24 protein-coding genes are annotated in these 20,526 nt (G+C 46.6%); 18 read left to right on the top strand and 6 right to left on the bottom strand.

Annotated features, from left to right (window positions below):
- Nucleotides 1-33 precede the first annotated feature (33 nt).
- From SFC66_RS00330 to yunB, 5 genes are all read left to right on the top strand, one after another.
- Entirely contained in the window at nucleotides 34-846 is an 813-nt protein-coding gene (locus SFC66_RS00330) for a sulfite exporter TauE/SafE family protein (protein ID WP_411216717.1), read from the top strand.
- Nucleotides 847-863: 17 nt separating this feature from the next.
- Nucleotides 864-2,255 carry a bifunctional metallophosphatase/5'-nucleotidase gene (locus SFC66_RS00325; RefSeq protein ID WP_411216716.1) on the top strand — a complete coding sequence of 464 codons (1,392 nt, stop codon included), beginning with the start codon at nucleotides 864-866 and terminating at the stop codon, nucleotides 2,253-2,255.
- Nucleotides 2,256-2,306: 51 nt separating this feature from the next.
- A complete protein-coding gene (locus tag SFC66_RS00320; protein ID WP_411216715.1) occupies nucleotides 2,307-2,609 on the top strand; it encodes a YunC family protein in 303 nt (100 codons plus the stop codon).
- 98 nt (nucleotides 2,610-2,707) lie between these two features.
- Entirely contained in the window at nucleotides 2,708-3,799 is a 1,092-nt protein-coding gene (locus SFC66_RS00315; protein ID WP_411216714.1) for an HD-GYP domain-containing protein, read from the top strand.
- 52 nt (nucleotides 3,800-3,851) lie between these two features.
- On the top strand, nucleotides 3,852-4,634 hold the full coding sequence (yunB, locus tag SFC66_RS00310) for a sporulation protein YunB (protein ID WP_411216713.1): 783 nt from the start codon (nucleotides 3,852-3,854) through the stop codon (nucleotides 4,632-4,634).
- 2 nt (nucleotides 4,635-4,636) lie between these two features.
- Here the strand turns inward: yunB and SFC66_RS00305 are convergent, their stop codons facing one another.
- Nucleotides 4,637-5,620, bottom strand: coding sequence for a M23 family metallopeptidase (locus SFC66_RS00305; RefSeq protein WP_411216712.1), 984 nt, complete (start codon nucleotides 5,618-5,620; stop codon nucleotides 4,637-4,639).
- A gap of 144 nt (nucleotides 5,621-5,764) precedes the next feature.
- On the opposite strand from SFC66_RS00305, the gene SFC66_RS00300 reads away from it, so the two are divergent.
- From SFC66_RS00300 to SFC66_RS00290, 3 genes are read left to right on the top strand one after another with little or no spacing between them, the layout of a single operon-like run.
- The gene (locus SFC66_RS00300; RefSeq protein ID WP_411216711.1) at nucleotides 5,765-6,049 is read left to right on the top strand and encodes a YutD family protein; all 285 of its coding nucleotides are present in this window, start codon (nucleotides 5,765-5,767) and stop codon (nucleotides 6,047-6,049) included.
- A gap of 22 nt (nucleotides 6,050-6,071) precedes the next feature.
- Nucleotides 6,072-6,524 (top strand): DUF86 domain-containing protein, encoded by a 453-nt coding sequence (locus SFC66_RS00295; RefSeq protein WP_411216710.1) that lies wholly within the window; start codon nucleotides 6,072-6,074, stop codon nucleotides 6,522-6,524.
- Nucleotides 6,511-7,278, top strand: a complete 768-nt coding sequence (locus SFC66_RS00290) for a TIGR01457 family HAD-type hydrolase (protein WP_411216709.1) — start codon at nucleotides 6,511-6,513, stop codon at nucleotides 7,276-7,278. Before SFC66_RS00295 ends, SFC66_RS00290 begins: the two co-directional genes overlap by 14 nt.
- A gap of 83 nt (nucleotides 7,279-7,361) precedes the next feature.
- Here the strand turns inward: SFC66_RS00290 and SFC66_RS00285 are convergent, their stop codons facing one another.
- Nucleotides 7,362-7,862: a spore coat protein gene (locus SFC66_RS00285; protein WP_411216708.1), complete on the bottom strand. Its 501-nt coding sequence runs from the start codon at nucleotides 7,860-7,862 to the stop codon at nucleotides 7,362-7,364.
- 107 nt (nucleotides 7,863-7,969) lie between these two features.
- Complete coding sequence (locus SFC66_RS00280; RefSeq protein WP_411216707.1) at nucleotides 7,970-8,467, bottom strand: phosphatidylglycerophosphatase A family protein; 498 nt, start codon at nucleotides 8,465-8,467, stop codon at nucleotides 7,970-7,972.
- Nucleotides 8,468-8,595: 128 nt separating this feature from the next.
- Here SFC66_RS00280 and SFC66_RS00275 point away from each other — a divergent pair, with 128 nt between their 5' ends.
- The 4 genes from SFC66_RS00275 to thrB all read left to right on the top strand — a co-directional run bounded on the left by SFC66_RS00275 (nucleotide 8,596) and on the right by thrB (nucleotide 12,899).
- The gene (locus SFC66_RS00275) at nucleotides 8,596-9,555 is read left to right on the top strand and encodes a protein kinase family protein (protein WP_411216706.1); all 960 of its coding nucleotides are present in this window, start codon (nucleotides 8,596-8,598) and stop codon (nucleotides 9,553-9,555) included.
- A gap of 88 nt (nucleotides 9,556-9,643) precedes the next feature.
- On the top strand, nucleotides 9,644-10,936 hold the full coding sequence (locus SFC66_RS00270) for a homoserine dehydrogenase (RefSeq protein WP_411216705.1): 1,293 nt from the start codon (nucleotides 9,644-9,646) through the stop codon (nucleotides 10,934-10,936).
- 5 nt (nucleotides 10,937-10,941) lie between these two features.
- Entirely contained in the window at nucleotides 10,942-11,997 is a 1,056-nt protein-coding gene (gene thrC, locus SFC66_RS00265) for a threonine synthase (protein WP_411216704.1), read from the top strand.
- Nucleotides 11,997-12,899 carry a homoserine kinase gene (thrB, locus tag SFC66_RS00260; protein WP_411216703.1) on the top strand — a complete coding sequence of 301 codons (903 nt, stop codon included), beginning with the start codon at nucleotides 11,997-11,999 and terminating at the stop codon, nucleotides 12,897-12,899. Before thrC ends, thrB begins: the two co-directional genes overlap by 1 nt.
- A gap of 147 nt (nucleotides 12,900-13,046) precedes the next feature.
- On the opposite strand, the gene SFC66_RS00255 is transcribed toward thrB, so the two are convergent.
- Nucleotides 13,047-13,271: a NifU family protein gene (locus SFC66_RS00255; RefSeq protein ID WP_038564952.1), complete on the bottom strand. Its 225-nt coding sequence runs from the start codon at nucleotides 13,269-13,271 to the stop codon at nucleotides 13,047-13,049.
- Nucleotides 13,272-13,428: 157 nt separating this feature from the next.
- On the opposite strand from SFC66_RS00255, the gene SFC66_RS00250 reads away from it, so the two are divergent.
- From SFC66_RS00250 to SFC66_RS00225, 6 genes are all read left to right on the top strand, one after another.
- Nucleotides 13,429-13,734, top strand: a complete 306-nt coding sequence (locus tag SFC66_RS00250) for a YuzD family protein (RefSeq protein ID WP_411216702.1) — start codon at nucleotides 13,429-13,431, stop codon at nucleotides 13,732-13,734.
- Nucleotides 13,735-13,806: 72 nt separating this feature from the next.
- A complete protein-coding gene (locus SFC66_RS00245; protein ID WP_411216701.1) occupies nucleotides 13,807-14,043 on the top strand; it encodes a YuzB family protein in 237 nt (78 codons plus the stop codon).
- A 60-nt stretch (nucleotides 14,044-14,103) separates the two neighbouring features.
- Nucleotides 14,104-14,967, top strand: a complete 864-nt coding sequence (dapF, locus tag SFC66_RS00240) for a diaminopimelate epimerase (protein ID WP_411216700.1) — start codon at nucleotides 14,104-14,106, stop codon at nucleotides 14,965-14,967.
- A gap of 56 nt (nucleotides 14,968-15,023) precedes the next feature.
- Nucleotides 15,024-15,383: a HesB/IscA family protein gene (locus SFC66_RS00235; RefSeq protein WP_411216699.1), complete on the top strand. Its 360-nt coding sequence runs from the start codon at nucleotides 15,024-15,026 to the stop codon at nucleotides 15,381-15,383.
- 450 nt (nucleotides 15,384-15,833) lie between these two features.
- Nucleotides 15,834-17,309: a sugar porter family MFS transporter gene (locus SFC66_RS00230; RefSeq protein ID WP_411216698.1), complete on the top strand. Its 1,476-nt coding sequence runs from the start codon at nucleotides 15,834-15,836 to the stop codon at nucleotides 17,307-17,309.
- 257 nt (nucleotides 17,310-17,566) lie between these two features.
- The gene (locus tag SFC66_RS00225) at nucleotides 17,567-19,042 is read left to right on the top strand and encodes a sugar porter family MFS transporter (RefSeq protein WP_411216697.1); all 1,476 of its coding nucleotides are present in this window, start codon (nucleotides 17,567-17,569) and stop codon (nucleotides 19,040-19,042) included.
- Between the two features lie 46 nt (nucleotides 19,043-19,088).
- On the opposite strand, the gene SFC66_RS00220 is transcribed toward SFC66_RS00225, so the two are convergent.
- Nucleotides 19,089-19,544 carry an ASCH domain-containing protein gene (locus SFC66_RS00220; RefSeq protein WP_411216696.1) on the bottom strand — a complete coding sequence of 152 codons (456 nt, stop codon included), beginning with the start codon at nucleotides 19,542-19,544 and terminating at the stop codon, nucleotides 19,089-19,091.
- Nucleotides 19,545-19,683: 139 nt separating this feature from the next.
- Nucleotides 19,684-20,481 (bottom strand): MBL fold metallo-hydrolase, encoded by a 798-nt coding sequence (locus SFC66_RS00215; protein WP_411216695.1) that lies wholly within the window; start codon nucleotides 20,479-20,481, stop codon nucleotides 19,684-19,686.
- Nucleotides 20,482-20,526: the final 45 nt, after the last annotated feature.

The raw sequence follows: 20,526 nt of genomic DNA, 5'->3' as shown, positions 1-20,526 counted from the left end.
ATATATTCTACATAAAAGATGGAAGGGATAACGATGGTTTTTGCCGTAAGTTTACTAATAGGGCTGCTTGCAGCAGCACTTGGCAGCCTGGTAGGTTTGGGAGGAGGAATCATCCTCGTACCGTCGCTGCTCATTCTCAGTGCATTCTGGGATGATTTCAGCTGGGCTACACCGCAGGCGATTGTCGGTGTGTCGGTTATCTTTATGATTTTTGCTTCTGTTTCGTCGACACTGACATATATGAAGAGCAATCGTGTGGATTACAAAAGCGGTTTCATCTTCTTGGCAGGAGGAGTACCGGGAGCCATCATCGGTTCGCTCCTGAATCGTTATGTATCGGGAGATGGTTTTTCCCTTTATTTCGGAATACTTGTTTTGATTGTATTTTTCATGTTCTTTGTGAAACGGAAAGAAAAAGAAGTGGTGAATCCTAAAGGCATCATCATAAAAAAAGAGCTTGAAGGGGCGACTTATACATATAGCTTCCATTTCATGGTGGCGTTTGTGCTGTCTTTGTTTGTCGGACTATTGTCCGGTATGTTCGGTATTGGCGGCGGCAGCTTCATGGTGCCGGCAATGATACTATTATTCGGCTTTCCTGCGCAGATTGCAGTCGCCACCAGTATGTTCACGATTTTCTTTCTCAGCCTCATCAGTGCTGTTACGCATATTTCGCTTGGACATGTGGAATGGAGTTATGTATGGGCGTTCATTCCGGGAGCCATTCTGGGCGGTATCATCGGAGCGAGAGTCGGTCAGCTCCTGAATGGAAAAACACTTGTCTGGATATTGCGTATCATGCTCGTATTAGTTGCTGTCCGTCTGATTTGGGATGGGTTGTCGTAATAAAGGAGTAGAAAAGGATGCAGGAAAAGCTGACTATCAACTACACAAATGATTTGCATAGCCATTTTGAGAATTGGCCGAAGATTGCCGGCTATTTTAAACAGAATAAACAAGAAGTGACCGATAGCGGGGAAACGTGCTGGCTGATTGATATTGGCGATCATGTCGATCGCTCCCGTCCGATTGCAGAAGCATTCCGCGGCAAAGCGAATGTAAGCTTGCTGAATGAAGCTGGCTTCGACTTTGCCACAATCGGAAATAATGAAGGTATCACGCTTGATCATGATGATTTGTATCACTTGTACGATGAAGCGGAATTCCGGGTTGCTGTCGCTAATCTCCACGCGCAGGAAAATGATGATCCGAGCTGGCTGGAATCATCATGGATCTCCGAAACGTCTGGCGGATTGAAGGTCGGTATGATTGGTCTGACAGCGCCTTTCCCTGATTTTTACAGTCTGATCGGCTGGGATATCGAGGATCCGATCGATGTGCTGAGACGGGAACTCGGCCAGCTTCGGGAGGCATGTGATGTGGTTGTCTTGCTTTCCCACCTTGGGATTTATGCAGATCGGGACATTGCAGCTGCCTTTCCGGACATCGATGTGATCATCGGCGGACATACGCATCATCTTCTTCATGAAGGAGAATATGTGAATCAATGTCTGATAACGACCGCTGGCAAGCAAGGTTTCTATTTTGGTGAAGTGGAGATCATCTGGGACCACGAACAAAAGTGTATCGTTGACAAGCGCGCCATGGCCATTCCTGTGGCGGGATTGGATGATGATCCGGGCACGGCGGAGCTGGTTGCGCTATATTCGGAAAATGCCGTAAAAGCAATGCACCGCCCGGCTGTCGTCCTTCCGGATCCCATGCCGTCAGCTCCCTATGAGGATTCCCGGGTAATGGACCGTCTGACCGATTATTTGCGTCGGTGGACCAGTGCAGATCTTGCTTTCCTCAATGCAGGGGTGCTGCTGGATAGCTTTCCGGAAGGGGCTATATCATATATGGATATCCACCGTATCTGTCCGCATCCGATCAATCCTGCCACCGTTCCGTTGACAGGGGAAGAGCTGCAGCAAATCGTGGATGCAGCACTGCAGCCGGATTTTGTCAGCTTCCAGCTTAAAGGTTTCGGATTCCGGGGGAAAGTGATCGGAAAGATGGTTTACAGTGGGCTGACATTCGATCTTGCTGGCACAAAGGCAAAACCAAGGGCTGTCAACCTGATGATCCACGGGGAACCGCTGCAGAGGGATGAACAATATTTGACCGCAATGGCAGATACATTCACATTCGGCGATTTGCTTCCTTGTATCAAACAGGCAAAGAGCAAGAAATACTTCATGCCGGAAATGCTGCGTGATTTACTTTTGCAGACATTCAAAGAAATCGAAAAATGAGCAAACACCTTCGTTTCTCCTTCATAGGATATAGCGGAGGTGTTTTTTATAATGATGACAGTCGAACCCATGTTCCTGGATGGCAAGCCTTTTACAGCTGTGACGGTCAAATTGCCGAAGACAACATTATTGGTTGTGTCGAACGATGTCGGCTATATTATGTGCGGTGCACTTGATGTGGATTTACTTAACGAAAAACTGGCTGATCGGAATATCATTTCCGGAAGGGCGGTAGGTGTCAAGACGATCCAGCAGCTGCTTTCGGCCCCGCTTGAGAAAGTGACGGATGCTTCTTTAGCATATGGCTGGAAGGCGGGAATGACGGGAAAGGATGCTTTATTGCTATTGACTTGAAAAAAATGTCGAAGCTTGCGTTATAATCTGGATTGTTTGCCTCTTTTCTGGTACTATTTTATCAGAATGGAATGTTGGAGAAGATAAGGGGTACGGCAATGAGATTAGTTTCGACAAAATCGGTAAAGCCCGGCAGTAAGCTCGCTCAGCCTGTATATAATGATAAAGGCAGTATTCTGATCCAGCGGGATGTGGAATTGACAGCTGGTATTATCGAGCGCCTGCAGCAATTACGTTATACCTATGTCTATATCCGGGATAACAGGCTGGAGGACATCGAGATCGAATTCTCCACTTCCAATGAAGAACGGCTACAGGCGATGCAAGTCATTCATAAGTCCTTTCAGGAAATCAAAAAGAGTGACAATGGCCGGTATTTGACAGACAAGATGACAGACAAAATCACCAGTTCCATTCAGGAAATGGTCAGCAATTTGCGTCCGAAACGCCAGACACTGACAATCCTGTCCGATATGCTGATCTATGATGATTATATATTTTCCCATTCGGTCAATGTAGCGCTATATGCAATGGCGATCGCAAATGAAATGCGTCTTCCGGTTTCAGTGGTGGAGGAGATTGGGTTCGGGGCCATTTTGCATGATGTGGGCAAAATGTTTGTACCGCAGGAGATACTTCAAAAGACAGGTAAACTGACGGATGAAGAGTTCGGGAAAATCAAGGAGCACACAACGAAAGGTTTTCACTACTTGCGCAAAATGAACAACATCCCGCTTGTGATTGCGCATTGTGCCTATCAGCATCATGAACGGATCAACGGCTCCGGATATCCGCGGGGGATAAGCGGCTCGGATATTCACCTGTATGCCAAGATCATCGGCATAGCCGATGTATTCGATGCGGTGACAAGCAATCGTGTTTATCGCGATGCCATGCTGCCACATGAAGGGCTGGAAATTCTGTTTGCAGGGGCCGGCGATCAGTTCGATATGGAAATGGTCGAAGCTTTCAAACGGAGCGTGGCCATATATCCGACCGGATTGACAGTGCGTCTGAGCGATGGGCGAACGGGCATCGTCATCCGGCAGAATGAAGATATCAATACCCGTCCGATCATCCGGATTCTGCAAGAGGAAGATGGAACGGAACCTGAACCATACGAAGTGGATTTGTATGAGCATTTGAATATCACCGTTGTTGCCTGCTCGACATCCGCTGAGAAGGACTAGTTCATTCTAAGCTCCCATGACCAAGCATAAGCTTGGTCGAGGGGGTTTTTTTATGCGTCCATGGCAGCGGAGAGCTTCTAAAGCACCACCTTCCTTTCGGCATGTGCTCCTGATGAGCATATTGCTTTTCATGCTGTTCATCTCTTTAAGTCTTTGGCTGGTGAATAAGGGCCTGGAGCCGACTCTGATGGCGATAGCCGAAACAAAGACAGAGCAATTTGCCAAACAGGCGATCAATCAAGCTGTGCAGGCGGAGAAGGAAGCAGATTTGGACTTGAATGCGTTCGTGCAAGTCGAGAAAGATGGCAATGGGAATGTCACACATGCCAGCTGGGATGCTGCGACCGTCAACGAGGTGCTCAGAAAAGTGACTTTTCGCGTGCAAAATTACTTGCGGCTGATGGAAGACGGTGAGATGCCGGCAGTCAGCCAGGAGCAGCTGGCGGAGGAAGCGGCCGCGGATATCATCCAGGAAAAGTTGGAAGAAGACCCGACTGTGGTCGATATACCGCTCGGTCAAGCAACCAACAATGCTTTGCTTGCCAATCTCGGTCCAAGGATTCCAGTGAAATTTGAAATGATCGGATATGTGGAATCCGGTGTCGATGTCAAAGTGGAGGAGTACGGCATCAATAATGCGATGTTTGTCTTCATGGTCGAGATCAAAGCAAATGTCCGGATCATCATCCCATTTTCGACCAAAACGACGACAGTGACACAGGATGTGCTGCTAGGCAGCACCGTCATCCAAGGGCAGGTGCCGGAGTTTTATAATGGCGGCGGAACTGGTTCATCTCCATCTTTCTCCATACCAATGCAAAAGGAAGGCGAATGAATTCAGCCTTCCTTTTTTTGCTGCTTGGATTTTTGTTCCCATATCCGCAGGTACGGATATGGATCAAAGGAAAATTCCGACCTTCCATTATCTTTGTACATACCATAATGCAAATGTGGCGGGAATTTACCTGATGTGCCGGGAGGACCGTATCCGCTCGCCCCGACATAACCGATGACATCGCCGGGTTTTACGACATCTCCGACGGATACGCCTTTTTCAAATCCGTTCAAATGGGCATAGTAGTGATAAATATTATTGCTGTCCCGGAGGCCGACACGCCAGCCGCCATAAAGATTCCAGCCTTGCAGTTCGATGACGCCATATGTTGTCGCATAAACAGGCACGCCGTAATTGGCGAAAATATCCGTGCCTTCATGGATTCTTCTGCCACCGAAGCCGCGTGCATCGCCCCAGGTGTTCCGGTAGCTGTAATTATGATGAAGCGGCAGCGGGAAAGAACGCTTATCCAATTGAATCGTATCAAACTGCTCATACAGCTTGGCGGTATTCATGATGGTCTGGACGGTGAGGTCTCGCTCATAATAATGCCATAAGGCAATTTTGATATCGTTTTTTGTCGTCCCGGTTTTCTGGATGAATGATGCGATCGTGTAAAGAACGTCCTCGGGATCATCAGGGTCGGCTAGTTCATCTCCGTTCCCATCACGTCCTAAGCCGTGAAACCAGGTAATGGACGATTCGTCCGCCTTTTCCCCATGCTGGGCAGCACCAAACCATTTTTCATCAGATATTTCAATCGCGACCAGTTTCTCTTCTTTGGATTGGGAAGGTAGATTATGCTCATACTGATCGATCGCAGCTAAATAATACCAGGGAAGGCCTGTTGCTGCGGCTGTTTTTTTGTATAGTGCCATGCGCTCCTGTTTTGCTTCATCTTTTTTATCTTCACCTTTGGCTGAAACATTGGAAGGGAAGCTTGCAAACAGAAGGATCAGCAGTATGGCAATGTGTATCTTTTTCATATGCTGCTCACCTTTCTTTACACGTTTAACGTTAGTTTGTACAATGATCGGTATTTCATGAGCCGCAATTGCCAAACAGAAAGAAGTGAAGCGAAAATATATAAGAAATATGCTACACTAGAAGCATGATAGGGGAGTCGATAGATGGTGAAAACAACAGTGCAAGGCAAACATTATGAAGTCGTCCAAGATATAAAAGGGGCTTTTCAGGAACAGGCATTCCAGAATCGCTACAGCGAAATCTTGACGAAGTATGATTACATTGTCGGCGACTGGGGATATGAACAGCTGCGTCTGAAAGGTTTTTTTGACGACAATAATCCTAAAGCTACCTTTGATACGAAAATCAGTACATTGGAAGAGTATTTGTATGAGTATTGCAATTTTGGCTGCGCTTATTTTGTTGTGAAAAAGATTCCGGCAAAATAAGGGCAAGAGAGGGGCAATCACGATGTATTTTGTGGATAAACAAAAAATCGAAGATATTCTTACATATATGGAGAAACTGCTTGCTGCACAGCTGTCTTCAGCAGACGGGTTTTCCAGTGATCTGGCGGCTGAACGCAGAGCGCAGCTGTTGATCGAAGCTATCCTCGATACAGGTAATAGTGTGATCGATGGATTCATCATGCGCGACCCGGGAAGCTATGATGATATAATCGATATCCTTGCCGATGAGCAAGTGATAGCAGCAGATACAGCACCTGCCTTCAAGGAAATCATCAGTTTGCGCAAAATGCTTACGGGTGATTATTTGCATGTGGATCACCAAAAGCTCAACGAAATGATGGACAAACATCATGCATTGATTGGTAAGTATGTGGAATGGGTCAGAGCTTACTTGGTGAACGAAACGCGGACAGCATCCGCTTTTGCAAGGAGCAGTGAAAATGAAAGCATATGAAGGATATTTGATCGATCTGGATGGGACGATGTATCTTGGGCAAGAACGAATCGAAGCAGCACCAGGTTTCATCCGCAGCTTGAAAGATGCTGGGAAGAAGCATCTTTATGTGACGAATAATTCCACTCGCACCCAGGAGCAGGTGGCAGCCAAGCTGCGGCAAATGGATATCGATGCCAAGCCGGAGGATGTATTTACGACGAGCATGGCGACAGCAGCCTATATTCGCGAGCACAATCCAAAAGCTCGGGTATATGCCATCGGTGAAGAAGGTCTTTTCGATGCTTTGGCAAAAGAAGAACTTACGGTGGCGGAAGAAGACTGCGATTATGTCGTGATAGGTCTTGATACATCGATCACTTATGAAAAACTGGCGAAGGCATGTCTGCTTGTCCGTGCAGGGGCAACATTCCTTTCCACAAACAGTGACCGTGCACTTCCGACTGAAGCTGGTTTGATGCCGGGGAACGGATCACTTACTGCTGTCATCTCTGTTAGTACGGGAATTGAGCCTACCTTCATCGGGAAGCCAGAGAATATCATGATGGAGCAAGCAAGGAAGCTTTTGGATCTGGAGAAGCAACAAGTGCTCATGGTAGGGGACAATTACTTGACAGATATCACAGCAGGAATCAGGGCAGGAATGGATACGCTGATGGTTTGTACTGGTTTTACGAAACGGGAAGAGCTGCCTTTACTGGAGCCGAAACCGACATATACAATCGATTCATTGGATGAATGGGAAATCAAATAGGAGCAGTACCCGCTTGGGGCTGCTCCTATTTCTTTTGAATGCAAAGTCAGTTCGGTAAAAAAAACTTCAAAAATTGATTACAATCAGTAGCCCATTTGCAGGGCCCTATTGGCATTCTGGATATCATTTTGCAGCAAACGTTCAAAATTGTAGGCAGGATAAAGACCTCTTCTGTACATGAAATCAAATATCCTTGCATGGGTATCTATTGCCAGCTGTAATTGTTTCCTTAATACTTCCCGAAGTGCTGGTGTTGCCGTTTCCGTGATTGCAATGGAATAGTTCCGAACGGATGTCTTAGCGAAAATAAGTAAATCACCAGCGTAGAAAGCAGTACTCACCCTGGTGTCTGCTGCATCCTGCGAGCTGGGTGCGTAGGGGAAAAACTGAAGTAATTCATTAAGATTATTTTCCAGACCTTGAATTGTCTGTTCATATATTGTGCGAAGTTCTCCATCGTTGACATTTCCAATGAACTGTTTAAGCTTCATCAATGCGACAGCCTGGGAAGCAACAAGTTCATGCAGCTCAAGTGTTTCATGCCATGCCAAGTGATTTGGAAAGCTGGCAGATGTATTTTCCAAGAGATTCCCTCCTCATGTAATAGACATTTACACTATATTCGAGCTGCATCTTATTGCTACTCTTTCCTATGAAAAAAGAAGCAGCCTTTATAAGCTGCTCCTTTTGTTCATCCATCGATATTGTCTTCATCATTTTGGCTGTGCGCCAGCCTGCTGGCAGCGGCAGCAGCGATGGCACCGACGATATCATCGAGGAAAGTATGGCATTCCCCGCTGCTTTTGTCATTCAGCTTTGCCAGTATTCCTGGTTTTTGCTTATCGATGTAGCCATAATTGGTAAAACCGATGGAGCCGTATAAATTGATGATCGAAAGAGCGATCACTTCGTCGATTCCATAGAGGCTTTCATCCCTGGCCAGATTATCCTGCAAAGGCTGCTCCAATTTTCCCTGTTCGGTCAGTACATCAAGCTGGATACCGGTAAGGATGGCGTTTTGCACCTCACGTTTGGAGAGCACCCGCTCGACGTTATAAATACAACGGTCCATCGTCAGACCTGGATAATATTTTTCTTGCAGGAAATGGACCAACTCTGCAATATCCTCAACTTGCACACCTCGTTCAATCAGCCATTCCCGCGCTTTTTTCTCCAATTCAGCTGTCATAACATCACTTCACTTTCCCTATGTATGGTTCTGTAAGAAGTATACCCATCCATTCTATGCGTCAACCGTCAGCTCTTGAACATGATTTTACCGGTATCCTCATAAAATGAAGCAGGAGGTGTTTGCCCGTGTTGCAGCTTATGCAGCAGTATATACCCGGTTTCACCGGTAAGCCGGTATCTTATCGGAACTATCACGCTTATCAGACAAATGATCGATTATATGTCATTATACCAGCCAGGACAGATCAAGACAGCTATTATGAACTCGCTGCCATAACCGCATATATGCAGGAAGCGGGTTTTCCGCGTCTCGCACAGCCAATGCTCACAACCGAAGGACAAATATTGACCGTTTATGAAAACACAGCGTATCTGGTCGCTGAGATGCCGCCCCCATATCAGCGAAAGCTCACTTCACACGGTGCGGAATTGGCTGCATTCCATCAGCTTGGTGCTGCCTGCCCTTTTGCGCCGGATACTTTATCAAGTTACGGAAAATGGTCGGATTTATGGACTGTTCGTTTATCACAGGCGGAAAAGCTATATGCCGATCTTTATCAGAAACGGCCGCTTGTGCATGAGGAGCGAATATTTCTGGACACGTTTTATTATGTGATCGGCAGGACGGAGCTGGCAATCCAATATTTGAATGATTCAAGCCAGGAATTTCGGTTCACAGAATACGATCAGCCTACGACGGTATTCATGAAATATCAATCGGAACTGGCAGATACATACGTGCTGCCCCATGGCTTGATTTATGATCATCCTGCACGCGATCTGGCGGAGTATACAAGAGCTGCTTTTTGTCAGGAAGAAAGGAAGGATACAGGAGAATTTCTGCAGTCGTATATGCAGGCACGTCCTCTATCTGTCTTTGGCATGAGGCTGCTGTATGCCAGGTTGATCATGCCGCTTCATTTATTTGATCAGATGGAGAAAGGATTGACAGGTACAGCAGGCAAACAATACGAGAAACTTATTTTTGGGCAAAGTGTTTATGAGCAGCGGCTGGCAGGTTTATTTGGTCACATGCAGGTGGATGCGCAGACACTCGAGATACCGATATTGGAAAATTTTTTGTAAAGTTGGTTGCGATAGTAGATTCATAGCGTTATAATGTCCTTTATAGAAAAACAATTGTTTATTACAGGCGGACAGGGGGCTGGGTGAAATGAAACAAAAGATACAAATCGGTTTATGCGGCTTAGGTACAGTCGGCAGCGGGGTAGTGCAGATTTTACAAGAACATCAGGAGCAGATCCGTTACAAGCTCGGCTGTGAAGTGGAAGTGGTGAAGGTACTCGTCAAAAATAAAGATAAAAAGCGTGCCTACATCAACAGTGACTTATTGACGACCGATTCAGCGGAAATCACCGATAACCCGGCAATTGATATAGTTGTGGAAGTGATGGGCGGCTTGGAGAGCACGTACCAGGTTCTGGAGCGCAGCATCCGAAATCGCAAGCATATCGTGACAGCAAATAAGGACTTGATGGCAGAGCATGGACATAAACTTTTTGCACTGTCACAGGAATATGATACCGATATTTATTACGAGGCCAGCGTCGCCGGAGGAATTCCGATACTTCGTTCGCTCAGTGACGGTCTCGCTTCAGATAAGATCCAAAAAGTGATGGGGATCGTAAACGGGACGACGAACTTCATCCTCACGAAGATGACCGATGAAAAACTATCATTTGATACGGTGCTCAAGGAAGCGCAGGAGCTTGGGTTTGCCGAAGCAGATCCAACAGCTGATGTAGAAGGCTTGGATGCGGCCCGCAAAATGACATTGCTGGCAAATTTGGCTTTCAAGATGCCGGTCGCATACAGCGATGTCCAAGTTTCCGGTATTACGTCCATCAGCCAGCAGGATATCGAATTTGCCGGAAAACTTGGCTATATCGTGAAGCTGATCGGAATAGCTGCCATGGATGATGGCAAAGTCGAAGTGAGCGTCGAGCCTACTTTGCTGCCGGAAGCACATCCGCTGGCACAAGTGAAGAACGAATACAATGCCGTTTATGTGTACGGGCAGGCAGTCGGGGAGACGATGTTCTATGGACCTGGTGCAGGCGGGCTGCCGACAGCGACAGCGGTTGTATCCGATCTGATGGATGTTGTCAAGAACATCCGACTCGGCGTAAGCGGAAAAGCTTATGTGCAGCCGCAATATAAGACAGCTTTGAAAGACGATACACAAAAGCATGCCAAATATTTCGTCAGAGTGGAAGCAGAGGATCAGACAGGCGCGTTTCACGCTGTCACGAATGTTTTTGCAGGTCAAAATGTCTCGTTTGCAAAAATCCTTCAGCTGCCCCATAGCAAGTCAAAGACAGCGGAAGTCGTCATGGTGACGCATAAACACAGCAAGCAGCAAATCGAAAACAGCATCATGCAGCTGGAAAAATTGGACGTCGTGAAACGTGTCATCAGCTGTTATCGTGTAGACGGAGAGGATTGAGCAGGATGGTATGGAATGGACTATTAAAAGCGTATAAGAATCATTTACCGATTTCCGAGGAAACACCTGCCTTGAGTTTGGGTGAAGGAAATACACCGTTAGTGAAGCTGGAAAAGCTATCTGCAGAATACGGAATCGAAGCTTATGCCAAGATCGAAGGGGCGAACCCGACGGGAAGTTTCAAGGACCGCGGTATGGTGATGGCGATTGCCAAGGCAAAAGAAGCAGGAGCCAAAGCAGTGATCTGTGCGTCGACAGGAAACACATCCGCATCAGCAGCTGCCTATGCGGCACGCGCCGGCATGCGCTGCTTCGTTGTCATTCCTGAGGGAAAAATCGCCCAAGGAAAGCTTGCGCAGGCTGTCATGTACGGAGCTGAAATCTTTTCCATTGCAGGCAATTTCGATGATGCATTGCATGTGGTGCGGAATGTAAGCGAGACCGAGCCGGTGGCGCTTGTCAATTCCGTAAATCCCTATCGTCTCGAAGGACAGAAGACAGCAGCCTTCGAGCTGTGCGAACAATTGGGACAAGCACCGGATTATCTATTCATTCCTGTCGGGAATGCAGGCAATATAAGTGCTTATTGGAAAGGGTTCAAAGAATATGAACAGGAAAAAGGGTTCAGCCTGCCAGTCTTGAAAGGATACCAGGCAAGCGGGGCAGCACCGATCGTACATGACCGCGTGTTCGAGAACCCTGAGACAGTCGGTACCGCCATCCGCATCGGAAATCCGGCAAGCTGGCAAAAGGCGACAGATGCAAGGGATGAATCAGGCGGAACGATCGATGAAGTGACAGATGAGCAAATCATCGCCGCTTATCAACGGATCGCGCGTGAAGAAGGTATTTTCGCCGAGCCGGGTTCCTGTGCTTCTTTTGCCGGACTGCTGAAGGCATTGGAGCAAGGTGATGTACCAAAAGGCTCGACAGTTGTCAGTGTGCTGACAGGAAACGGACTGAAGGATCCGAATACAGCGATTGAATACAGCACAATCAAGCCGGTAGTGCTTCCGAACGAAGAAACGGTGATTGCAGAAGCTATCAAGGGGCGAATGTAATGAAACGCTGGCATATAAGCGTACCGGCAAGTACGGCTAATATCGGACCAGGTTTTGATTCGATCGGCATCGCTTTGGATTTGTATCTGGAGCTGGAAGTGCAAGCAGGATCAAAATGGGAATTCATCCCGATGTCAGAAGCCGTACAAGGTCTGCCAGCAGGTGAAGATAATCTGATCTATCAAACGGCGCAGCATGTGGCAAGACGCTGCGGATTTAAAAAACTGCCAGCCTGTACCGTCCGAATGAACAGCAATATCCCGCTGGCAAGAGGACTCGGCAGCAGTGCAACTGCCCTAGTGGCCGGAATCGAGCTGGCGGATTGCCTTCTGGCCCTTCAGTTAAGCAATGAAGAAAAATTGGACATCGCTGTCAGTTTGGAAGGGCATCCGGATAACGCTGCACCATCCATTTTAGGCGGATGTGTCATCGGCTATTACGATGACAAGGTGCATTATGTGCAAACGCTGATCAAAGATGTACGATTCCTGGCAGTCATTCCGCCGTTCGAGCTCGCAACTGCAGATGCCCGGGCCGTTCTTCCAGAGCAGCTTATGTATAAAGATGCTGTAAAGGCTAGCGGAATCGCAAATGTTGCCGTAGCTGCCCTGCTGCAGCAAAACTGGAAGCTGCTCGGAGAGATGATGTCAAAGGATCTTTTTCATCAGCCATACAGACAAGCAATGATTCCGCATTATGGAGAAATCGCAGACTCCTTGAAAAAGGCAGCATACGGCGTCTATTTGAGCGGAGCGGGTCCGACGATGATTGCTGTAATAGATGAAGCACATGCGGAGGCAGTACATGCACATTATCAGAATATGTATCCTGACTTTGAATGGCTTTTGCTTTCTTGTGCTGCCAATGGGAGTTGTACGGAAGAATTGGCTGTCGAAGCATAAGTGGAACCACAGAAATATCGATTTCTGTGGTTTTTATGTTTTTGCTGCTTTTCGCTTTTACTTAAGTAAGCAGATAGTTTCCAGTAAAGTAGTGGATAGAAAAAACCCACAGAGAAGCAGCACTTCTCTGTGGGTCTGTTGTTTCTATTAGAAAACTTGCTCGATCTCACGCACGCCAGGAACTTCTGCCATCAAGGCACGTTCAATCCCTGCTTTCAATGTGATCGTAGAGCTTGGGCAGTTACCGCATGCTCCCATAAGACGCAGGCGAACGATACCTTCATCAACATCGACAAGCTCGACGTCGCCGCCATCACGCAGCAAGAATGGACGTAATTTATTCAATACTTCTTGTACTTGGTTTTCCATCATCCATTATCCCCCTTACGATTATATATTCATTATAAATCCTTTCCTAAAAAAAATCCACGCTGGCTAACTGAGAAATTTTATCAATTAAAAAATATATTCCAACAATGTATGGGTTGCGGTAAACTGAAACTAACAGAATAAGAGAGGGTGGAGCGGGATGACAACGAAAATCACCGTGTATGGTGCGGACATCATTTGCGCGAGCTGCGTGAATGCGCCAAGTTCCAAGGATACATATGAATGGCTCCAGGCTGCACTTGCAAGGAAGTTCGAGAACAAGCAATTCCACTTCGAATATATCGACATCCATGAACCGCCAGCGGATGATAAGCACGTACAGTTCGCTGCCAAAGTGATAGAAGACGATCTCTTTTATCCGGTGGTGCTTGTCGATGAAGAAATTGCTGGAGAAGGGATCATCTCACTCAAAGCGGTCGCGAAAGCAGTCGAAAAGTCAGCCTAGTTGTACTGACATCCCGCATTATGGTAGGATTATCACTTGATAGTGTTACATCCTAGAATAGGAGTGAGCGGGATGAATCCGATCATCGAATTTTGTGTGAATAATCTAGCCTCCGGTTCGCAGGAAGCTTTCGAGAAGCTCGACAGCGACCCAGGTCTTGATGTGATAGAATATGGCTGCACCAGCTTTTGCGGCATTTGTGCACAGCATATGTTCGCACTCGTCAACGGCGAACCGGTGACAGCCGAGACACCTGATGAACTTGTTGCGAATGTTTACAAGTTCATCGAAGAAAATCCGTTATTTTAATTGGCCGTGCGTCTGCATTCCGCAGGCCATGGCTTTTTTCATAGTAGAGGAGAATAGACAATGGACATACCTTTTGTAAAATTGCATGGCTTGAAGAATAGCTACATTTTTGTGGATTTGTTCCAATTTCAGCTGGCTGAAGAACAGTTGGCTCCGCTTGCGATTGCTGTGGCGGATAGGGATACCGGAATCGGCTCCGACGGCTTGATTCTCATTCATCCTAGTGAGTCATGTGATGTCGGCATGCGGATTTTCAACCTTGATGGTTCGGAAGCGATGAATTGCGGTAACGGTCTGCGCTGTGTTGCCAAATATGCTTATGAAAATGGGTTGGTGGAAAACGATACTTTCACAATCCAGACAAAAGCTGGGCAAGTGGAAGCGCAAGTGCATGGTTCAAAGCAGCATGTACACGAAGTGACAGTCGACATGGGAGCGCCGATATTGGAGCGTGAACGGATTCCGATGCAAGGTGCGCCTGCAGCAACAGTGGTAGCGGAAGATTTCCAAGCAGGTGACGAACAGCTTTCCGTAACAGCGGTGAGCATGGGCAACCCGCATGCGGTATTCTTTGTCGATAACATCGATGATGCGCCGCTTTACACACAAGGACCAGCCATCACCAATGATTCGCGCTTCCCGGAAGGTGTGAACGTCGAGTTCATTGAGATGCTTTCCGATAAAGAGATGCACTTCCGTGTCTGGGAACGCGGTTCCGGCGTGACGCAGGCATGCGGTACCGGTGCTTGTGCAGCAGTTGTTGCAGCTATCTTGAACGGAAAATCCCCATACGGAGAAGAAGTGACGGTCCACTTGAGCGGCGGGGACTTGTTCATCCGCTGGGAAAAAGATGGCTCTGTATGGATGCGCGGTGCAGCCGAAAAAACAGTATCCGGAATTTTCCACTGGGAGCAAGAAGCTTGAGCATCCGCTTATAGGAGCGTATACTGATAATAAGATTAGAATGGGAGGTAACCTGAATGGTTTTGAATATCACGGACAGTGCCAGCCTTCAGATCAAGGAAATGCTGAAAGAAGAAGATGCAGAAACTGTCTTCCTGCGCTTTGGCGTCAAAGGTGGCGGCTGCAGCGGGCTTTCCTACAGCCTGGGCTTTGAATATGAAAAGAACGCGGATTTGGATACATTCGAAGTGACCAACGACATCCCGGTCATCATCCGCTCCATGGATATCCCGGTCATCGAAGGCACCACGATCGACTTCAAACAAAATATGATGGGCGGCGGGTTCACCATCGATAATCCGAACGCCATCGTCAGCTGCGGATGCGGTTCATCGTTCAAGACAGCGACGAATGCTGGTACGCCTGAGAATTGCTGATAATTATAGTTAACCTTCCTTTTCGTTATATAAACGAAAGGAAGGTTTTTTGTTTGGTGAATTTTTGATGGACTGAATGGATCATTCTAACATCAATAGGAAGAAAGAAGCAGCATTCCGGCTCATGCGAAAGCTGAATAAGGGCTGACCGGTGTCAGCTTTCGGAGACTACTATTCTCACACATAGAAATATTTTTATATTATGATGGTAATATAGTCACGGAATTCAAACGATAAGACATTGGAACAGTCATTGTAAACAAAAAGCTGTAACAAGGAAAAAACGCACTGCATCGCTGTTGTTATGCCGAAATTGAGATTGTAATACAATAAATATGATTATCTTGATAAAATCCGGGTATATAACTCCTACCAACCCTACATAAATGAAAAGGGTAATAACATTGTTTGGACGACAAACGATGTGCAAAAAATGGAGGAGAGAAAAAGATGGACAAACAAGCTAATGGACAGGGTCATGTCCCCCATACAGAGGATGATGGTCGAAGTTCGAAGCGAAGACTGAGATTGATTGCAATCATTTCTACCTTCGGTGGATTGTTATTCGGTTATGATACAGGTGTTATAAATGGTGCTTTACCTTTCATGGGGCAAGAGGATCAATTGAATCTGACGCCTTTTACGGAAGGTATGGTAGCAAGTTCCTTGCTTCTTGGTGCAGCGTTCGGTGCTGTTTCCGGTGGTAAGCTCGCAGATAAAATCGGCCGGCGTCGCGTGATATTATGTTTAGCAGTATTATTCTTTTTAGCTACTTTAGGTTGTTCTTTTGCGCCGAACGTCGAGACGATGGTTATCTTCCGAGTTCTGCTTGGACTGGCTGTCGGTGGTGCTTCTGTAACTGTACCTGCTTACTTGGCGGAAGTTTCCCCGACTGAAACTCGCGGGAAAATGGTAACGATGAATGATTTGATGATCGTTACCGGTCAGCTGCTTGCGTATTCTTCCAATGCATTCCTTGGAAACATGTTCGGTGATGCTGGTCATATCTGGCGTTATATGCTGGCTATTGCAACAATACCAGCACTTGTACTATGGTTCGGGATGCTCGTTATGCCGGAGAGTCCGCGCTGGCTTGCACAGCAAGGCATGCTGAAGACGGCATTCCAGATCCTTTCACAGATTCGCCGTAAAAATCGTGCGAAACAGGAAATGGAACAAATCAAGAAAACAGTCGAAAAAGAAAAGAAGCTGGATAAAGCTTCGTTCAAAGATTTAACCATTCCTTGGATCAGGAGAATTGTCCTTATTGGTTTGGGTATCGGCGTCATCCAGCAAATAACTGGTGTCAACTCCATCATGTATTATGGTACCGAAATCCTGAAAGACGCCGGATTCGGCAGAAATGCCGCTCTTATCGGTAACATTGCCAATGGTATCATTTCCGTTGCAGCTACTATTTTTGGTATCTGGCTATTGGGCAGAGTGAGACGCAGACGGATGCTGACAGTCGGTTTCATCGGTACGACGACGGCATTGCTATTGCTGACGCTTGCAACGATGTTCTTTGATGGTTCTGCAGCACTGCCATATATCGTGCTGAGCTTGACAGTGACATTCCTGGCATTTCAGCAAGGAGCGGTGTCACCTGTTACATGGTTGATGCTGTCAGAGATTTTCCCATCCCGTATTCGCGGTATGGGTATGGGAATTGCGATTTTCTTCCATTGGATGACGAACTTTACAGTCAGCCTGACATTCCCGGTCCTGCTTAGTGCAATCGGGCTATCCAGCACATTCCTTATCTTTGTTATTTTGGGTATCAGTGCGATTATCTTTATCCAGAAATTCCTTCCTGAAACAAAAGACCGTACTCTGGAAGAGCTGGAACAAGATTTCCGTAATAATACGACTCGCAAAACAGTCCCAAAGCTAAATAAAAAAACAGAATTACGTGAAAGAGTGTAAACGAATCTATCCCTTCCTGGCATACAGGAGGGGATTTTTCTATTCAGAAAGAAATTATCATACCGCTAAAGTTCCTTAAAATGCTTGTTATCATGCTCACTGTGGTACAACTGTGCATCTGTTCCGAAGTTGTAATATAACAAAAGTGATTATTCTGATAAAACATGGGGTATATACATCATATCAGCCCATACATAAGGAAAAAGGGTGGATGCGTTGTTCAGCAGCAGTCAAAAGCGTAAATGGAGGAGAATAATATGGACAAACATAAGGCTGGAAATGAGCAGATCCCACAGATTGAGGATGATGGAACAACTTCGAAGCGGAGACTGAGATGGATTGCCATCATATCCACTTTCGGAGGATTATTGTTTGGTTATGATACAGGCGTCATCAACGGTGCATTGCCATTCATGGGGCAGCCGGATCAGTTGAACCTGACACCGCTCACAGAAGGTGTCGTGGCTAGCTCTTTGTTGCTCGGAGCGGCATTTGGAGCTGTATTCGGCGGGAAGCTTGCTGATAAAATAGGTCGTCGCCGTATCATAATGTATCTTGCTGTCTTATTCTTTATTGCTACACTAGGCTGTTCATTCGCACCGAATACGGAAATGATGGTAGTCTTCCGCGTGCTACTTGGCCTTGCGGTTGGTGGTGCCAGCGTAACGGTACCAGCTTACCTCGCAGAGATGTCACCGGCTGCAAAGCGCGGACGGATGGTCACGCAGAATGAATTGATGATCGTAACCGGTCAGCTGCTTGCTTATTCTTCCAATGCAGCACTCGGCAGTCTTTTCGGTGATACGGGGCATATCTGGCGTTATATGCTCGTCATTGCAACCTTGCCTGCCATCGTCCTTTGGTTCGGAATGCTGGTCATGCCGGAGAGCCCGAGATGGCTTGCACAGCAAGGGATGCTGAAGACGGCATTCCAGATACTTTCAAAAATCCGCCACAAAAATCAGGCTAAACAGGAAATGACGGAAATACGCAAAACGGTGGAAAAAGAAGAAAAATTGGATAAGGCTTCATTCAAAGATCTGGCCACGCCGTGGATAAGGAAGATTGTTTTCATCGGACTTGGTATCGGAGTCATCCAGCAGATAACCGGTGTGAACTCCATTATGTATTATGGAACGGAAATCTTAAGTCAATCAGGGTTCGGTACACAAGCAGCATTGATTGGTAATATTGCAAATGGTATCATTTCGGTGCTTGCTACGTTCGTTGGTATCTGGCTCTTGGGAAGAGTAGGGCGCAGGAAAATGCTGACGGTAGGGTTTATCGGAACAACAAGTGCGCTATTGCTCTTAACCTTCGTCTCTAGCTTCTTTGAAGGAACGACAGCCCTGCCGTACATGGTACTTACTTTGACTGTCACATTCCTAGCCTTCCAGCAGGGCGCTGTTTCACCGGTCACATGGCTGATGTTAGCGGAAATTTTCCCTTCAAGGCTGCGCGGGATGGGAATGGGGATTGCCGTGTTCTTCCACTGGATGACGAACTTCACCATCAGTTTGACATTCCCTGTATTGCTTAGTGCAATCGGTTTGTCCAGTACTTTCTTGATCTTTGTGGTACTCGGTATCGGAGCCATTCTCTTTATCCAGAAATTCCTGCCGGAAACGAAAGATCGTACATTGGAAGAACTGGAGCAGGATTTCCGTCAGATGACAATCCGCAAAACGGTACCAAAATTAAAAAACAAACCACAAGTTGGAGAGAGAGTTTAATCTCCTTGGTATAAATTAAAAAATGCTTGGGATATCCCAAGCATTTTTATTTGTTTTTGACATCCACCAATTCAAATCGTTCACACACCAGCATCATATCTTCTGTATATTCCATGCCCAATGCGTGCAGTTCTTTGGTGAAGAAGTCGACATGCACATCTTTCCAATATTGATACGTTCGATCTCCTTCGCCTTCTGCAATGGCGAATTCCTCGGGAACCTCATTCATAGGCATGATCGTGACATCCACTGTTTTGATGATTGCGGTTGGTTCGTCCTTGCTGTCCAAGACAATGCTATAATCACCAACCGCAGGAAGAGCCTCATTTTCCATCTCATAAAAAACCAATCCTGAACAAGTTGCTGTTTTTGTACCTTCGATCACTAATTGAGCCAATTGATCCGGATCAGCACCGAATTGCCAAGCGGTGACGGATTTCGGTTTCTCTTTATCTTGATCTTTCCAATAATCATCCCAATATATTTGAGCTGCTTCAATCATATTTATACTCCCCCCCAAAAAATAAGGCTATCCTCAACTAAAAGTATAGCATAAAGTGATTTCCACATATTCCCGTATTCAGGTAACGAAGGACAATAGGAAAAGTCCAATTCATCAAGAATTGGACTGATTGTGATTATTATTTGCTAGTTTCTGCTAATTTCTGCAGTCCTTGTTCCAGCTCCTCAAAAAATGCGGGCATTCCATGACCAGTGCCTGCAGCTTGCGGGTGAAGTTCCTGCAGCTTGCGGATGGAGCGGAAGGCTTCTGGTTCATCCATGGTGAAGTAGCGGGGAGGACCGTTGAATTCCTTCTGCTGCGTCAATACTTTGTGCAAGGACTCCTGCTGTACTGTTGTAAAGGCGTCGCCAGCAATCAAAACCTTATCTTCCGGATGAAATAAGCTGATATGACCCGGGGTATGTCCGGGTGTATGGATCCACTCCCAACCGGGCAGATGCGGTATTTGGTGGTCGAGCGGAATGAGTCGGACGTGCTGACTCAAATCGATTCCTGCGTTCGGGAATGTCTTGGATATCTTCGTGATCAAACCGCCGCCAGCATTTGTGTCAGCTTCAGGGTAATTCTGCTGTCCTGTCAGATAAGGCAATTCAAGTTCATGTGCATAAACAGGCACATCCCATTCTTTCACAAGTTCGACGATACTGCCGACATGATCGAAGTGACCGTGCGTGAGGATGATACATACCGGTTTGGCTCCTTCACCGAACAGCTCGGCGGCCGCTTTTTTGATATTATCCGCAGTATCAGGCACACCGGCATCGACCAACACCCATTCCTTTTTATCTGGGTTTTCAATGAAAAAAACATTGACGATTTTATCAAGATAACCATGCACAGTCGGAGAGACAGTCGTTTCTTTTCCGCTCTTGATCGAGGCAAGCGGAATCAAGCGATGTTCGAATTCGTTTTCCATACAGCTCCTCCTTTATCGCTACTAGTGTGTGAAAGCAGGGCTTCC

Origin of the sequence: Terribacillus saccharophilus (genome assembly GCF_046592895.1) — a bacterium.
Taxonomy (GTDB): Bacteria; Bacillota; Bacilli; order Bacillales; family Amphibacillaceae; genus Terribacillus; species Terribacillus saccharophilus_D.
This window is presented reverse-complemented; position numbering and strand designations above follow the sequence as displayed.

Coding starts and splice junctions, on each gene's coding strand:
- SFC66_RS00215 (WP_411216695.1), bottom strand. CDS start 20,481: ATGGAAAACGAATTCGAACATCGCTTGATTCCGCTTGCCTCGATCAAG.
- dapF (WP_411216700.1), top strand. CDS start 14,104: ATGGACATACCTTTTGTAAAATTGCATGGCTTGAAGAATAGCTACATT.
- SFC66_RS00230 (WP_411216698.1), top strand. CDS start 15,834: ATGGACAAACAAGCTAATGGACAGGGTCATGTCCCCCATACAGAGGAT.
- SFC66_RS00250 (WP_411216702.1), top strand. CDS start 13,429: ATGACAACGAAAATCACCGTGTATGGTGCGGACATCATTTGCGCGAGC.
- SFC66_RS00315 (WP_411216714.1), top strand. CDS start 2,708: ATGAGATTAGTTTCGACAAAATCGGTAAAGCCCGGCAGTAAGCTCGCT.
- SFC66_RS00290 (WP_411216709.1), top strand. CDS start 6,511: ATGAAAGCATATGAAGGATATTTGATCGATCTGGATGGGACGATGTAT.
- SFC66_RS00280 (WP_411216707.1), bottom strand. CDS start 8,467: ATGACAGCTGAATTGGAGAAAAAAGCGCGGGAATGGCTGATTGAACGA.
- SFC66_RS00305 (WP_411216712.1), bottom strand. CDS start 5,620: ATGAAAAAGATACACATTGCCATACTGCTGATCCTTCTGTTTGCAAGC.
- SFC66_RS00320 (WP_411216715.1), top strand. CDS start 2,307: ATGATGACAGTCGAACCCATGTTCCTGGATGGCAAGCCTTTTACAGCT.
- SFC66_RS00255 (WP_038564952.1), bottom strand. CDS start 13,271: ATGATGGAAAACCAAGTACAAGAAGTATTGAATAAATTACGTCCATTC.
- thrC (WP_411216704.1), top strand. CDS start 10,942: ATGGTATGGAATGGACTATTAAAAGCGTATAAGAATCATTTACCGATT.
- SFC66_RS00325 (WP_411216716.1), top strand. CDS start 864: ATGCAGGAAAAGCTGACTATCAACTACACAAATGATTTGCATAGCCAT.
- SFC66_RS00235 (WP_411216699.1), top strand. CDS start 15,024: ATGGTTTTGAATATCACGGACAGTGCCAGCCTTCAGATCAAGGAAATG.
- SFC66_RS00245 (WP_411216701.1), top strand. CDS start 13,807: ATGAATCCGATCATCGAATTTTGTGTGAATAATCTAGCCTCCGGTTCG.
- SFC66_RS00220 (WP_411216696.1), bottom strand. CDS start 19,544: ATGATTGAAGCAGCTCAAATATATTGGGATGATTATTGGAAAGATCAA.
- SFC66_RS00270 (WP_411216705.1), top strand. CDS start 9,644: ATGAAACAAAAGATACAAATCGGTTTATGCGGCTTAGGTACAGTCGGC.
- SFC66_RS00225 (WP_411216697.1), top strand. CDS start 17,567: ATGGACAAACATAAGGCTGGAAATGAGCAGATCCCACAGATTGAGGAT.
- thrB (WP_411216703.1), top strand. CDS start 11,997: ATGAAACGCTGGCATATAAGCGTACCGGCAAGTACGGCTAATATCGGA.
- SFC66_RS00330 (WP_411216717.1), top strand. CDS start 34: ATGGTTTTTGCCGTAAGTTTACTAATAGGGCTGCTTGCAGCAGCACTT.
- yunB (WP_411216713.1), top strand. CDS start 3,852: ATGCGTCCATGGCAGCGGAGAGCTTCTAAAGCACCACCTTCCTTTCGG.
- SFC66_RS00300 (WP_411216711.1), top strand. CDS start 5,765: ATGGTGAAAACAACAGTGCAAGGCAAACATTATGAAGTCGTCCAAGAT.
- SFC66_RS00295 (WP_411216710.1), top strand. CDS start 6,072: ATGTATTTTGTGGATAAACAAAAAATCGAAGATATTCTTACATATATG.